Origin of the sequence: Streptomyces roseolus, assembly GCF_014649855.1 — a bacterium.
Taxonomy (GTDB): domain Bacteria; phylum Actinomycetota; class Actinomycetes; order Streptomycetales; family Streptomycetaceae; genus Streptomyces; species Streptomyces roseolus.
The window spans coordinates 295,948-309,431 of the sequence record NZ_BMTV01000001.1 but is presented as its reverse complement, the minus strand read 5'-3'; the positions used below and the strand labels follow the sequence as shown (position 1 = coordinate 309,431).

Below are 13,484 nucleotides of genomic sequence, written 5' to 3'. Positions count from 1 at the left end.
CGGGGTCACAGCGGATCGGTCACGATCAGGACCGCGGGACGCCGGGTCCGCTGCATGAGCCGGTGGCACTCCCCGACGGCCTCCTCGGGGCGCAGCGGGTCGAGGACGACGCCGGGCGGGGCGAACTGGGCGTCCAGGCCGTCGGGTTCCTCCTCGGCGTCCTTCGCCGGGCGCCCGGCGACCACCAGGAGCGGCACCTCGTAGGCCCGGTTCAGCGCGGTGAGGGCGGCCAGCGCGTGTCCGGGTCCGGTGTGCGCCAGGAACACGGCGGCGTCACCGCCGGTGAGGGCCATGCCGGTGGCCATGCTGATGGCCGCGTCCTCGTGCGGTGCGGGCAGGTAGACGAGGTCGCGGAGTTCGGGGTGGGGGCTCCGCGGCGCGTCCTCCAGGAGCCGGAAGACCCCGTGGAGCGTCGCGCAGGGGACTCCCGTGAAGTGGCCGAAGCCCAGGCGGGCGAGGGTGAGCAGCACGGCCTCGGCGAGATCGATGTGCCGGGGCGGGACGGTGCCGGGTGTCGTGGTCATGGGTTCCGGTCTCGGTGGGCTGCGTCGTCGGGGCCACGGCCGGGGGACGGGACGTCGGGCGCACGGTCGGGGGAGTCGCCGTGCCCGGCGGTGGCTGCGGGGCGCCGGCTCAGTCCCAGCCGAGGTCGAGGGAGAGGGCGGCGTCGGTGTCGGAGCCGCCGGCGGCCGGACCGGCAGCCGAGCCCGAAGTGCCTTGTCCCGTACCGCTCTTGACGACGCCGACGCTGCACAACGCCACGACGAGGGCACTGAGGACGACGGGCGACCATGCGCTGCGGAAACGGGGCACAGGGGGTTCCTCACCTTCGACGGTCGGCGGACGCGCCGCCTGCTGACACGGACGACTCTGGTGCACGCGGCGCTCCGGAGACACCGGTTCCGGGTGCCGCATCCGCGACAGTCGCAGATGCGCCAGACCACTTCGGCGGCGAAACCGGACAAAGACAGCGGCGGGGTCTCGTCATGCGGACAACCCACTGGATCTCCGGCGCCGATTGCGTATAGAAATCACTCGCCGCTGATCCCCACGGATCCGGAAAACCTCTTCCCAGGGGTTTTCCGGAGGGGTGTGCGCCTTATTGCCCCGGGCCGTGAAGGGGAGTTCTCGGACCGGTCCGAGTCGCCTTCTCGCCCCGTGTCGAAAGCTTCGCCGCTTCCCCGATGCAGAGATCCGGAAGGGCGTGCCGTGCGGAAAGGGCACTGCCTCGCCGCCGTTTCGAGCAGGAGGCCGGCCCTGCTCCGACCTGCCTCTTTTGAACGTAGAACGTGTTGAGTGCGTGGAATCAGAAAGGGAAGAACGATGCGCGAGCGTCTTGTCGGCCTCATCGGGAACGTCGTGGCCGAAGTCAATGAACGGCGGGACGAGAAGATCCCCACGGAAAACCTCCTCGACGTCAGCCTCTACGGAGACGCCGGCGTCTTCGACTCGATGCACCTCGTCAATTTCCTCACGCTCGTGGAAGAGGCGATCGAGGACGAATTCGACGTGGAGATCTCCCTGACCTCGGAGAAGGCCGTCTCCCGGCGGGTGAGCCCGTTCAGCCGCGTCAGCCGGCTCATCGAGTTCATCGAGGAAGAGATGAACGAGAACGCGGAGACGACCGCGGCCTGACGGCCCGGTCCCCGCGGAGAGGCGAGAACATGTCGGTGACGGTGAGAAAGGCCCTGGAGGGGGACCTGTACAAGGTCTACCTGCTCCTCAAGGGATCGACGCTGAATTCCGCGTGGATCCCCTTCGAGTGGCGCCGGCGGATGTTCCAGCCGGTCTGGGGCGGCAGCGAGGGCTACTACGGCTACGTCATGGAGGACGGCGACGAGGTCGTGGGCTTCCTCGGCACGCTCTTCACCGAGCGGGAGGTGCGGGGCGAGCCGCACAGGTTCTGCGAGATCCACAGCTGGTACGTGAAGGAGGAGTACCGCCACGAGAGCCTCCGTCTCTTCCTGCCGGTCACGTCCCTGCGCAAGGTGACCCTGGTCAACTACACGCCCACGCAGGCCGTGTACGACATCAGCAAGAAGTTCGGCTGGAAGGACCTGGAGACGGGCGTCCGGCAGTTCCTGCCGGTGCCGACGCCGCGCAGCCTCGGGCGGGGCTTCCGGGTGGAGACCCGCAAGCACGTCATCGCGCAGCACCTCGACGAGGCCGACCGGCGGATCTTCCTCGACCACGCCGACCTCCGCTGCCGGCACTTCCTGATCACCAGGAAGGACAGCTCCGAGTACCTGTACGTGATCCTCAAGAAGCTGCGCCTGGGCCGGTTCGTGCCCTTCGGCCGCCTCCTGTACGTCAGCGACAAGCCGATGTTCCTGGAGGCGCTCGACCACCTGCGGATCCGCTGGTGCCTCCGGCTCGGCCTCGCCTTCACCGTCATCGACGACGCGGAACTCGCCGGCACCGCGGCGGCCGTCGAGCCGCCCGCCTTCACCCGCCTGGTCACCCGCGCGGTCCCCTCGCAGTTCAAGTCCAAGACCCTGGAGCCCGAAGACATGCGGCCCGCCCTGTACTCGCTTCCCCTGCTCATCGGCTACCGGCTGCACTGACGACGATGAACATCCTTGTCACGGGCACGCGGTCGGGGGTCGGCAAGGCGCTCGCCGAGCACCTCGTCGAGCAGGGCCACCAGGTCGTCGGATGCAGCCGGAGGCCGTCGACCGTCGACCACCCCGGCTACCGGCACCACGAGGTGGACCTCACCGACGCGAAAGCGCTGCGGGCCATGTTCCGCGAGGTGCGCCGGGAGTTCGGCCACCTCGACGCCCTCGTCAACAACGCCGGCACGTCCAGCATGAACCACTTCATGATGACCCCGGAGAAGACCGTCCGGGACATCTTCGACATCAACTTCTTCGCGGTGCTCAACTCCTGCCGCGAGGCGGCCAAGCTGCTGCAGAAGAGCCCCGGCCCCTCGTCGGCGATCCTCAACGTCTCGACGGTCGCCGTGCCGTGGGCGCTCGACGGACAGCTCGCGTACTCGGCGAGCAAGAGCGCCGTCGAGCAGCTGACCCGGGTCATGAGCAAGGAGCTGGCCGGCTTCGGCATCCGCGTCAACGGCATCGGGCTGCCCCCGGTGCGGACCGTGCTGACCCGCACCCTGCCCGCGGGCATGGTCGAGTCCCTGGTCGACCGGCAGGCCATCAAGCGGATGTGCACGATGGCGGACCTCTTCGGCCCCGTCGATTTCCTGATCTCCGAGCAATCCGGATTCGTCACCGGAGAAACGCTCTTCCTGGGGGGAGTCCACTGACATGAGCGATGAACTGGACCGTCGCGACGCACCGGACCGCCGCGACGAACTGGCGGAGAGGTTCGCCCGGCTGGGGGACCGCCCCGCCGTCATCGACAAGGGCCGGACGCACAGCTACGGCGACCTGGCCCACGCGATCCGCACCACGGCGGACCGGCTGCGGGAGCGGGGCGTGGCCCCGCACGAGGCCGTCGTCCTCAACGCCGACTTCTCGTTCGGCTCCATCGCCACCCTGCTGGCCCTGTACCTGAACCGGAACGTCGTGGTTCCCCTGGTGGCCTTCACCGAGGGCGCCCTGCGCACCGTCAACGACTCCTGCGCCCCGCGCCACCTGGTGAAGGTCGCCGACGACGGCTCCGAGCTCGTCGTCGAGCCCATGGCGGCGGCGGATCCGGGCGCACAGGCCGGTACGGAGCCGGGGGCGGCGACCCCGGAGGCGTACCGCCCGCTCGTCGAGGCGGGCGCGGCGGGCCTCGTCCTGCTGAGCAGCGGCAGCACGGGCGCGCCCAAGGCGATCCTGCACAACCTCGACACGCTCGTCGCGGAGAAGGCCGGCTCCGGCGACCGCGTCGGCTCGCGGACCACGAACATCCTGATGTTCCTGCTCTTCGACCACATCGGCGGCATCAACTCGCTGCTCGGCGTCTTCAAGGTCAACGGGACGGCGGTGCTGCCGGCCCGGCGCACCCCGGAGGAGATCTGCGCGCTGATCGAGGAGCACGGCATCCGGCTGCTTCCCACCAGCCCGACCTTCCTCAACCTCATCCTCATCGGCGACTACCACCGCAAGCACGACCTGAGCAGCCTGCGGATGATCTCGTACGGCACCGAGCCCATGCCCGAGGAGCTGCTGCGGCGCCTGCACACGGCGCTGCCGCGGGCCCGGCTGCTGCAGACCTTCGGCACCAGCGAGACCGGCATCTCCGCGACCACCAGCGAGTCCTCGGAGAGCACGTACTTCCGGATCTCCGACGAGAACGTGCGGTACCGGATCGTCGACGGAGAGCTGCAGCTCAAGAGCCGCACCCAGTTCATGGGGTACCTCAACTACCCCGACGACTCGCTGACCGAGGACGGCTGGTTCCGCACCGGCGACCTCGTCGAGGAGAAGGAGGACGGCTTCCTCAAGGTCAAGGGCCGGGCCAAGGAGGTCATCAACGTGGGCGGGGAGAAGGTCCTCCCGCTGGAGCTGGAGTCGATCCTGCTCGGCAGCCCGCTCATCGACGACTGCGTGGTCTACGGCCGGCCGAACTCGATCACCGGCCAGTCCGTCTGCGTCGACGTCAAGCCGAGCGGCCCGATGACCCGGGCCGAGGCCCGGCGGCACGTCCGCGAGTTCCTGGAGGGCAAGGTCGAGCCCTTCAAGCTGCCCGCCAAGGTGAACCTCGTCGAGGAGCTGCGGGTGTCCGAACGGTTCAAGAAGCAGAGGATCCGCGCATGAAGGAGCTCGTCTTCCTCGGGGCGGGCAAGTTCGCCCTGGAGGTCGCCCGCTACGTGGCCGACGCCTCCGCCGCCGGCCCGGAGACGTACCGGATCGTGCGCCACGTCGTCGTGGACGGCGAGACGGCGCACGCCCCGGCCGAGCTGTGCACCGGCCTCGACGAGGTCGTGTGGGAGCCCGGCACCCCCGTGGTGCTCGCGGTCTCGGACACGGCCGTACGGCGCCGGCTCATCGACGAGGTCGTCGTGAAGCACGGTCTCGCGGCCGAGAACGTCGTCCACCCCGCGTCCCGGGTCGACCCGGCCGCCCTCCAGGGCGTCGGCAACGTCATCGGCCCGGACAACTACCTGGGCGTGAACGTGTCCCTCGGGGACTTCAACGTCCTCAACTACCTCAGCAGCGTCGGACACCACTCGCGCCTCGGCTCGAACAACTTCCTGGCGCCGAACTTCCACTGCGGCAACAGCGTCGAGATCGGCGACGACAACTTCTTCGGGCTCGCGTGCACCGTGGCCCCGGAGGTCGTCATCGGCAGCGACTGCCGCTTCCAGGCCGGCCTCGGTCTCTTCGAGAACGCGGCCAGCGGCCTCACGTACCTCGCACCGAGCCGCATCAAGACCATCAAGTCCCTTTGAGGAGACAGCACATGAAGAAGTCGAAGGTTTCCGTCATCGGTGCGGGCCCCGCGGGCTGCGTGGCGGCACTCACCCTCACCAAACTCGGCCACGAGGTCGAGGTCTTCGAGCGCGACACCTTCCCGCGCTACCGCGTCGGCGAGTCGTTCCTGCCCGGCACCCTGTCGATCCTCACCCGGCTCGGCCTCCAGGAGAAGATCGACGCCGCCGGGTTCGTGAAGAAGCCCTCCGCGACCTTCCTCTGGGGCCAGGACCAGGCCCCGTGGACGTTCTCCTTCACCACCCCGCGCACCTCGCCGTGGGTCTTCGACCACGCCATCCAGGTCAAGCGCGAGGAGTTCGACCAGCTCCTCGTCGACGAGGTCCGCGAGCGCGGCGTCACCGTCCACGAGTCCACCCCGGTGACCGACGTCGACATATCCGCCGCCGACTCCGTCACCCTCACCGTCCGCCAGGGCGAGGAGACCCGCACGGTCGTCAGCGACTTCGTCATCGACGCGAGCGGCTCGCACAGCCCGCTCGCCCGCCGGCTGAAGATCCGCCGCTACGACGAGTTCTACAAGAACTTCGCGGTCTGGTCGTACTTCAAGCGCCCCGACCCCTTCGAGGGCGACCTCAAGGGCACCACGTACTCGATCACCTTCGAGGACGGCTGGGTGTGGATGATCCCGCTCAAGGGCGACCTGTACAGCGTCGGCCTCGTCGTCGACCGCTCGAAGTCGGCCGAGGTCAAGGAGCTGGGCCCGGAGCGCTTCTACCGCGAGACCCTCGCCAAGGCCAAGCGCGCCACCGCCCTCCTGGACGGCGCCGAGATGGTCGACGAGGTGCGGATCGTCCACGACTGGTCGTACGACTCCGAGTACGTCTCCGCCGGCCGCTTCTTCCTCAGTGGCGACGCCGCCTGCTTCACCGACCCGCTCTTCTCCCAGGGCGTCCACCTGGCCACCCAGTCCGCGGTCTCCGCCGCCGCCGCGATCGACCGGATCACCGCGAACCCGGACGAGAGCGACGAGGTCCACGCCTGGTACAACCGCACCTACGGCGAGACCTACGAGCAGTACCACGAGTTCCTGGCCTCCTTCTACACCTTCGCCTCCTTCACCGAGCCGGAGTCCGAGTTCTGGCTCAAGCGCCGCATCAGCGAGTCCGCCGACGAGCGCCTCAGCCGCAAGGCGTGGTTCGACCGCCTCGTCCAGGCCGACCGGGGCAGCAGCGACTGGTCGATCGCCGACTTCCGCGACCGCGCCTCCACGATGATCGGCATCGGCAGGCACCAGCGCCTCGAACTGAGCGACGAGTTCACCGACGACGAGCTCAACGTCGCCCGCGTCCAGTGGATCAGCCGCCTGACCAAGGACCTCAACAGCATCAAGCGCCTCCAGTGGAACGGCGCGGAGGTGCGCCTGGAGCCCTTCTACAAGGTGGACCCGGAGGGCTTCACGCTCCAGCGCAAGCAGGTCATCGGCAACGAGGCCGGCGTCGACATGGTCAAGTGGCCGCTGGAGGAGGAGCACCGGGAGATCTTCGAGGCCCTGCTGAAGGAGGACCTCGGCTACAAGGAGGTCATCCGCCGCCTGAGCGAGACCGGCAAGCAGGAGCTGAGCTCCCAGATCGTCATCCGGCTCATGGAGGCCGGTCTCGTCACCGGCTACGACAAGAACGACCAGCCCGTCTTCATCCAGGACCGCCTGCGCTTCGACGGCGTCGGCGTCGAGTACGAGGTGTGACGACCATGTCCGACCAGAACCCGACCCTTGTCTTCCTCGCCGGCATCGGCAACTCCGGCCCCGAGCACTGGCAGCGCCAGTGGTTCGAGCGCGAGGCCGACCGCGCCGTCTGGGTGGAGCACTCCTCCTGGGACGAGCCCGTCGCCGCCACCTGGGTGAAGGAGCTCGACGAGGCCCTCGCCGCCGTCCCGGGCCCGAAGGTCGTCGTCGCCCACAGCCTCGGCTGCACCCTCCTCGCGGAGTGGGCCCGCGCCCGCGCCGACGCCCCGGCCTCCGCCGACGTCACGGCCGCCTTCCTGGTCGCCGCGCCCGACGTCGCGGGCGAGAACTTCCCCGCCCAGGCGGAGGGATTCGCCACCGACGCGTACGCGCTGCCGCTGCCGTTCCCCGCCGTCGTCGTCGCCAGCGAGGACGACCCGTACGGCTCCCTGGAGCACGCCGAGAACGCCGCCCGGCAGCTCGGCGCCCGCCTCCACAACGTCGGCGGCCTCGGCCACATCAACGCCTCCTCCGGACTGGGGGAGTGGAGCGAGGGCTGGCAGCTCTTCCAGGACGCCCTGAAGGCCTGACGGCCTGAGCCCGAGGTCCCCCCGGGCACACGGGCACAGCGGTGGCGTGCCCACCGGCGGGCGGAGCCGACCAGGCTCCGCCCGCCGGTGCCGCCCCGGTCCGGCCACACCCCCGAGGCCGTCCGCGCCCGGGGAGAACAGCAGGGAGCAACGATGGAACTTGTCCAGGCCGAGCCGGTCCGCCCCTCGTCCGGCCCGGCGGACCCGGCGGACCCCGCGCACCGGGCGGCCCCGGCCACCCCGGCGACGTACCGGTACTGGCCGGCCGATCTGCACCGGCCCCAGGTCGTCCTCCGGTCCGGCCGCCACCGGGTGACGTGCGTCCTCGACGAGCGCACCGCGGACGGGACGCTCGTCCTGACCGCGCCCGAACCGGACCGGCTGTCCGGCATCCGGCCCGGCGCCCGCCTCGCGCTGCTCTTCCGCGGCGACGGCCGGCGCCCCGGCGGCGGTGCCCCGGTCCCGCTCTTCAGCCGCGACCACACCGTCGACCACCGGACCGGGCGGATCGAGGTGCGGCCGCCCGCCGTCCGCGACGACGCCCACACCCACGCGCTGGCGGAACCGATCACGGCCCGCCTCGACAGCCCCACCCTCTTCGCCCGGCCGCAGCGCGTCACGATCGGCCGACTCGGCCCGTACGGCGGCGAGTTCTCCGCCGACGACCCCGGACGCCTGCTGGCTCCCGGCATGTCCGTGACGCTCGACCTGTGGCTGCCCTGGCTGGGCGGCCGGAGGATCGCCGCCCGGCTCACGTCCTGCCGCCAGTCCGGCGGCGAGGCCCGCTTCTCCTTCCGGACCGCCACCCGGAGGTCCGTACGCGACTGCGCCGTCGTCCTCGCCGGTACGGTCCCGGAGTTCGGCTTCCCCGCGCTGCGGGCCGCCGGCGTCCGGCCGTCCCGGGTGAACCGCTACCTGTCGATCCGTACGGTCGCCGACGAGGCCACGTACCGGCAGGCCCTGGACGTCCGGCTGGCCGGCAACCGGCACTTCGGGCGGCTCGCCGACGTCGGCGACAGCAGCGAGGTCGGCGACCGCCTCGACCGGCACGCCGTCGGCATCGTCTGCCGGCTCGGCGACAAGCCGGTCGGCACCGGCCGGATCGTCGTCAACGCCGGCGACCGCGACCTCAGCGAGATCGAGGCGCAGACGGAAGGGCTGCCGCCGCACATCTGGCAGGGCGGCTTCGTCGAGGTCTCCCGCCTCGCGATCCACCCCGACTACCGGGGCTCCGGCGTCGTCCTCGCCCTCTTCCGCGAGATCGCCCGGCTGGCCTTCAACCTCGGCTGCCGCTACCTCGTCCTCGACGCCATCGACAAGCTCGTCCCCCAGTACGAGCGCCTCGGCGGCCGCAAGCTGCCGATCTCCAAGACGCACCCGTACACCAAGGAGCCCGTCCGGGTCATGGCCATCGACATCGGCGAGCAACTCGGCCGCCTGGGCCACGACTGGCCGCGCTGGCAGTACGTCTTCGGCCCCGTCGTCGGCCACTACCTGCGCACCTCCTCCCCCCACACCCTGACCGCCCTGGTCCACGGCCTGCGCCGCGTCCCCTTCCGCGTCAAGCGCGTCACGAGCAGCCTGCTGTGAGCCCACGGGGGCGGTGAGCGGCGGGCGACCGTACCCGTCGGCGAGCCGCGGGCGACTGCGAGCGGCGGGCCGCGGGGCGGTCGTACGCGGTGGGCCGTGCCCGGCCGTGCGCGGAGAGCCGTCGGCGGCCGGCCGCCGTGCGCCGCCCCGTCCGGGCGCGGCGGCGGCCCCGCCCGCGATGACCCGCGCCGCACCCCGCCGGTTCCCCCGCCACCCCGACCGCCCGCCCCGCCCCGTCCCCCCGCCACCCCGACCGACCGCTCCGCCCCGTCCCCTCCCGTCCGCCCGCCCGCCCCGTGAGGACCCTGCCCGTGTCCGCTCCACCCCGTCCCTGGCCGGCGCTGGCGGCGCTCTGCGTCGGCTACTTCCTGGTCATCCTCGACATGACCGTCGTCTCCGTCGCCAACCCGGCGATCATGACGAGCCTGCGCGCCGACGTCACGTCCCTCGTCTGGGCGACCAGCTCCTACCTGCTCACCTTCGCCGCCCTGCTGCTGCCCGCCGGCCGGCTGGGCGACCGCTTCGGCCCCAGGCTCGTCTACCTCGCCGGACTCGCCGTGTTCACCGGCGCGTCCCTGTGGTGCGGCCTGTCGGCGGACATCGGGACGCTGATCGCGGCCCGGGCCGTCCAGGGCGTCGGCGCCGCGCTGCTGACGCCGCAGACGATGGCCGTCATCAGCCGCACCTTCCCGCCGGAGCGCCGCGCCGCCGCGATGAGCGTGTGGGGCGCGGTCGCCGGACTGGCCAACCTCCTCGGCCCGCTCCTCGGCGGCCTGGTCGTGGACCGGGCCGGCTGGCAGTGGATCTTCCACGCCAACCTGCCGATCGGCCTGATCGGCCTCGTCCTGGCCGTCCGGTACGTGCCCGTGCTGCCCACCCGCCCGCACCGCTTCGACACCGTCGGCCTGGTCCTCAGCACCGTCGGCATGGCCGCGCTCGTCCTCGGTCTCCAGGAGGGCGGCAGCCGCGGCTGGACCGCCTGGACCTGGTGCGCCACGGCCGCCGGCCTCGCCGTCCTGGCCCTGTTCGTGGTCCACCAGACCCGCACGGCCGCCGATCCGCTGCTGCCGCTCGGCATCTTCCGCGACCGGACGTTCGTCGCCGCCTCCCTGGCGGTCGCCCTCGCCGCGGCGGCGGTGACGGCCGTGATGGTGCCGCTGTACCTCTACCTGGAGGAGGCCCGCGCGCTGTCCGGGACGGGAGCGGGCGCCGTGCTCGCGCCGATGGCCGTGGCCGCCATCGTGTGCGTCCCCCTCGTCGGCCTGCTCGGCGACCGCCTCCACCCGCGCACCGTGCCGCTCGTGGGGCTCGTGCTGTTCGCCGCCTCCCTCGCCGCGTTCGCCGCGCTCATGACCCTCGACCTGCCGCTCGGCTGGTTCCTGGCCGGCGCGGCCCTCGCCGGGCTCGCCAACGCCTGCATCTGGCCCTCGCTGGCCGTGGCCGCCACCCTGCGGCTCCCGGCCGACCGGGCGGGCGCGGGCTCGGGCGCGTACAACGCCCTCCGGCAGGTCGGTTCCGTCCTCGGCAGCGCCGCGGTCAGCGCCGTCCTGGCCTCCCGGCTGGCCGCCCACGGCCTGACGGACGGCCTGACGGACGGCCCGGCGGCGGCCGGCGGCACCGATCCCGCCCCTCCCGCGCTGAGCGCCGCCCTGGCCGAGACGGTCTACCTGCCGGCCGGGCTCCTGCTCCTCGGGGCGCTCGCCGCCTCACTGATCGTCCGTTCGAGCCCGCCGCCCCGGCAGCCGGACGGTTCAGCCCCTCCTTCCCTGGCGGTGACCCCATGACGGGCCAGACCACGGTCCACCTGTTCTTCAGCCTCGCCGCGCTCCTGGCGGTGGCCAAGCTCTTCGGCGCCCTCGGCCGCGCCGTCCGGCAGCCGCCGGTGGTCGGCGAGATCGTCGCCGGTGTCCTGTGCGGCCCGCTGGTCCTGCCCGAGTCCGTGCGCGCCGTCCTGATCCCCCCGGACGTGGCGCCGCTGCTCTCGGCGCTCGCCGCGGTGGGCCTCGCCCTCTTCATGTTCGTCGTGGGGTACGAGCTGGAGCACACCCTGCTGCGCGGCCGCCGGCGCGCCGCGCTCGGCGTCGCGGTCGGCTCGGTCCTGGTGCCGCTCGTCGTCGGCGTCCTGGTCGCGGTGCCGCTCGCCGCCCGGTACGCCCCCGGTTCCCGGACCGGCTTCGTGCTCTTCCTCGGCATCGCCATGTCCGTGACGGCCTTCCCCGTCCTGGCCAGGATCCTCGCCGACCGGGGCCTCACCAACGGCCCCCTCGGCGGCCTCGCCCTCGCGGCGGCGGCCGTCGGCGACCTGGTCGCCTGGGTGGGCCTGGCCGGCGTGGCCGCGCTGACCGCCACCGGCGAGCAGTGGCGGATCGCCCTGCTGCCGGTCTACGTCCTGCTCCTCCTCTGCGCCCGCCCCCTGCTGAAGCGGGTGCTGACCCGCTGGGCCGAGCGGCCGACGGCACCGGCGGCGCTCTTCCCGCTCCTGGTCTCCGGACTGCTGCTGTCGTGCGCGGCCACCGAGTGGATGGGCGTGCACTACATCTTCGGCTCCTTCGCCTTCGGCGCGATCATGCCGCGCGCCGGCCTGGAGAAGCTCCGCGACCGCCTGATCCACACGGCGGACCAGGCCGGGACGCTGCTGCTGCCGCTGTACTTCGTGGTGGCGGGGTCCAAGGTGAGCCTGGACGGCTTCGGCACCTCCACCCTCGTCACGCTCCTCACCCTGCTGGCCGTCGCCGTGGCCGCGAAGGCGGCCGGCGTGTACGCCGGAGCCCGCCTCTCCGGCCTGGACCACCGGTCGGCGCTGCCGCTCTCGGTCCTCATGAACGTCCGCGGCCTCACGGAGATCGTCATCCTCTCGGTCGGCCTCGAACTCGGCCTGATCGACGGGACCGTCTACTCGATGATGGTCGTCATGGCCGTCGTGACCACGGCGATGGCCGGTCCCCTCCTCGACGCCGCCCCGCCGCCCGAGCACCACCCCGCACCGCACCCCGCGCCCGACCCGGCCGCCCCCGCCCCCCTCGCCCACGCGACGGCCGACGAGACCGTAGGAACCGGACGATGAACCTGTACGAGCACGTGGACCAGTACTGCGAGCGGGCCTCGGCCGCCTTCTGGGCCGAACCCGTCAACGCGCTGAGCAACCTCTCCTTCGCCGTCGCCGCCTGGGCGATCTGGCGGATGCTCGCCCGCCACCGCACCGGCCCGGCCGGCCGGAAGGCCCCGCTGAGCATCGCCTTCACGGTGCCCCTCGCGGCCTCCATCAGCCTGGGCAGCTTCGCCTTCCACACCCTCGGCACCCGCTGGGCGCAGGTCCTCGACGTCGCGCCGATCGCCCTCTTCGTCCTGTGGTTCCTGGGCAGTTACCTGCACTGGTTCCACGGCCTCTCCCGCCGCCGCGCCCTCCTCGGCGTGGTCGCGTTCATCGCCTTCCTCGCCGCGTTCATCGTCGTGGTGGGCCCGTACGTCCCCAACAGGTCGGGCACGTACGTCCCCGTGCTCCTCCTCCTCGCGGCCCTGACCGTGGTCCTGCGCACCTCTCCGGACCCCGAACTCCGCGTGCACGCCGGAACGTTCGGCCTCGCCACCGTGTCCTTCGCCGGCGCGCTGCTGGCCCGCACGGCCGACGAGTCCGTCTGCTCCGACTTTCCGGTGGGCACCCACTTCCTGTGGCACCTCCTGGACGGCCTGGTGGTCTACCTGGCCTCCCTCGCCCTGGTCCGCCACTGGAGGACGCGGACGTCCGCGACCCCCGAACCCGCCCCGGCGGAAGGCGCCGAGCGTGCTCCCGGCCCCCGGTGAGTGCCACCTGTGGCTGACCCCGGCCCGCCCGCCCCGTGACGTGCGGCGCCTGCTCGCCCCCGAGGAGGCGGGCAGGGCGGCCGCCCTCCCCCCGGGTCCGTCACGCGACACCTACACGGCGTCCCGCTCGGCCCAACGCCTCCTGGCGTGGCACTACGTGGGGCTGCCGCCCGCACGGGTGCCGATCGACCGCACCTGCCACCACTGCGGCGCGGACCACGGCCGCCCGCGCTGGGACGCGGAGACCCCCCTGGACTACTCGGTGGCCCACACCGCCCACTGGATCCTGATCGCCGTGGTGGCGGAGGGCCTGGTGGGCGTGGACATGGAAGAGCTCCCCGGCCCCCCGCCCTCCCCCCGCCTGGAGGCGAAATCCCTCACCGCGCCGGAGCGCGCCCTCCTGGCGGACGCCCCGCCCGCCGACCGCCCGGCGGCCTTCCTCCGGCTGTGGAC

At 72.2% G+C, this 13,484-nt stretch carries 13 protein-coding genes and 1 pseudogene; 12 read left to right on the top strand and 2 right to left on the bottom strand.

The annotated features are described in order from the left end of the window. Positions 1-5 precede the first annotated feature (5 nt). Together IE245_RS01450 and IE245_RS01445 are read right to left on the bottom strand one after the other, a co-directional pair. Complete coding sequence (locus IE245_RS01450; protein WP_189944702.1) at positions 6-524, bottom strand: thiamine pyrophosphate-binding protein; 519 nt, start codon at positions 522-524, stop codon at positions 6-8. Between the two features lie 109 nt (positions 525-633). Further along, entirely contained in the window at positions 634-813 is a 180-nt protein-coding gene (locus IE245_RS01445; RefSeq protein WP_189944701.1) for a hypothetical protein, read from the bottom strand. 510 nt (positions 814-1,323) lie between these two features. On the opposite strand from IE245_RS01445, the gene IE245_RS01440 reads away from it, so the two are divergent. The 12 genes and pseudogenes from IE245_RS01440 to IE245_RS01385 all read left to right on the top strand — a co-directional run. Further along, positions 1,324-1,635, top strand: coding sequence for a hypothetical protein (locus IE245_RS01440; RefSeq protein WP_189944700.1), 312 nt, complete (start codon positions 1,324-1,326; stop codon positions 1,633-1,635). Positions 1,636-1,670: 35 nt separating this feature from the next. Further along, a complete protein-coding gene (locus tag IE245_RS01435; RefSeq protein WP_189944699.1) occupies positions 1,671-2,564 on the top strand; it encodes a GNAT family N-acetyltransferase in 894 nt (297 codons plus the stop codon). A 5-nt stretch (positions 2,565-2,569) separates the two neighbouring features. Continuing rightward, positions 2,570-3,268, top strand: coding sequence for an SDR family NAD(P)-dependent oxidoreductase (locus IE245_RS01430; RefSeq protein ID WP_189944698.1), 699 nt, complete (start codon positions 2,570-2,572; stop codon positions 3,266-3,268). Position 3,269: 1 nt separating this feature from the next. Further along, on the top strand, positions 3,270-4,709 hold the full coding sequence (locus IE245_RS01425) for a long-chain fatty acid--CoA ligase (protein WP_189944697.1): 1,440 nt from the start codon (positions 3,270-3,272) through the stop codon (positions 4,707-4,709). Continuing rightward, entirely contained in the window at positions 4,706-5,344 is a 639-nt protein-coding gene (locus IE245_RS01420) for an LbetaH domain-containing protein (protein ID WP_189944696.1), read from the top strand. The genes IE245_RS01425 and IE245_RS01420 overlap by 4 nt, the downstream gene beginning before the upstream one ends. Positions 5,345-5,370: 26 nt before the next feature. Then, positions 5,371-7,071, top strand: a pseudogene (gene cmlS, locus IE245_RS01415) (chloramphenicol-biosynthetic FADH2-dependent halogenase CmlS); the annotation flags it as partial. A 5-nt stretch (positions 7,072-7,076) separates the two neighbouring features. Next, entirely contained in the window at positions 7,077-7,640 is a 564-nt protein-coding gene (locus tag IE245_RS01410) for an RBBP9/YdeN family alpha/beta hydrolase (protein WP_189944694.1), read from the top strand. A gap of 153 nt (positions 7,641-7,793) precedes the next feature. Further along, the gene (locus IE245_RS01405; RefSeq protein ID WP_189944693.1) at positions 7,794-9,230 is read left to right on the top strand and encodes a GNAT family N-acetyltransferase; all 1,437 of its coding nucleotides are present in this window, start codon (positions 7,794-7,796) and stop codon (positions 9,228-9,230) included. Between the two features lie 311 nt (positions 9,231-9,541). Further along, entirely contained in the window at positions 9,542-11,014 is a 1,473-nt protein-coding gene (locus tag IE245_RS01400; RefSeq protein WP_229851029.1) for a DHA2 family efflux MFS transporter permease subunit, read from the top strand. After that, positions 11,011-12,294, top strand: a complete 1,284-nt coding sequence (locus IE245_RS01395; protein WP_189944692.1) for a cation:proton antiporter — start codon at positions 11,011-11,013, stop codon at positions 12,292-12,294. The genes IE245_RS01400 and IE245_RS01395 overlap by 4 nt, the downstream gene beginning before the upstream one ends. Next, positions 12,291-13,031, top strand: a complete 741-nt coding sequence (locus IE245_RS01390; protein ID WP_189944691.1) for a ceramidase domain-containing protein — start codon at positions 12,291-12,293, stop codon at positions 13,029-13,031. The genes IE245_RS01395 and IE245_RS01390 overlap by 4 nt, the downstream gene beginning before the upstream one ends. After that, positions 13,012-13,484: 4'-phosphopantetheinyl transferase family protein (locus tag IE245_RS01385; protein WP_373305243.1), on the top strand; the 473-nt coding region annotated here is incomplete at its 3' end. The genes IE245_RS01390 and IE245_RS01385, both read left to right, overlap by 20 nt.

What these genes read in the sequence shown, in the direction of transcription:
- IE245_RS01390 (WP_189944691.1), top strand. Translation starts at nt 12,291, where the DNA reads ATGAACCTGTACGAGCACGTGGACCAGTACTGCGAGCGGGCCTCGGCC.
- IE245_RS01395 (WP_189944692.1), top strand. Translation starts at nt 11,011, where the DNA reads ATGACGGGCCAGACCACGGTCCACCTGTTCTTCAGCCTCGCCGCGCTC.
- IE245_RS01440 (WP_189944700.1), top strand. Translation starts at nt 1,324, where the DNA reads ATGCGCGAGCGTCTTGTCGGCCTCATCGGGAACGTCGTGGCCGAAGTC.
- IE245_RS01405 (WP_189944693.1), top strand. Translation starts at nt 7,794, where the DNA reads ATGGAACTTGTCCAGGCCGAGCCGGTCCGCCCCTCGTCCGGCCCGGCG.
- IE245_RS01430 (WP_189944698.1), top strand. Translation starts at nt 2,570, where the DNA reads ATGAACATCCTTGTCACGGGCACGCGGTCGGGGGTCGGCAAGGCGCTC.
- IE245_RS01420 (WP_189944696.1), top strand. Translation starts at nt 4,706, where the DNA reads ATGAAGGAGCTCGTCTTCCTCGGGGCGGGCAAGTTCGCCCTGGAGGTC.
- IE245_RS01425 (WP_189944697.1), top strand. Translation starts at nt 3,270, where the DNA reads ATGAGCGATGAACTGGACCGTCGCGACGCACCGGACCGCCGCGACGAA.
- IE245_RS01410 (WP_189944694.1), top strand. Translation starts at nt 7,077, where the DNA reads ATGTCCGACCAGAACCCGACCCTTGTCTTCCTCGCCGGCATCGGCAAC.
- IE245_RS01450 (WP_189944702.1), bottom strand. Translation starts at nt 524, where the DNA reads ATGACCACGACACCCGGCACCGTCCCGCCCCGGCACATCGATCTCGCC.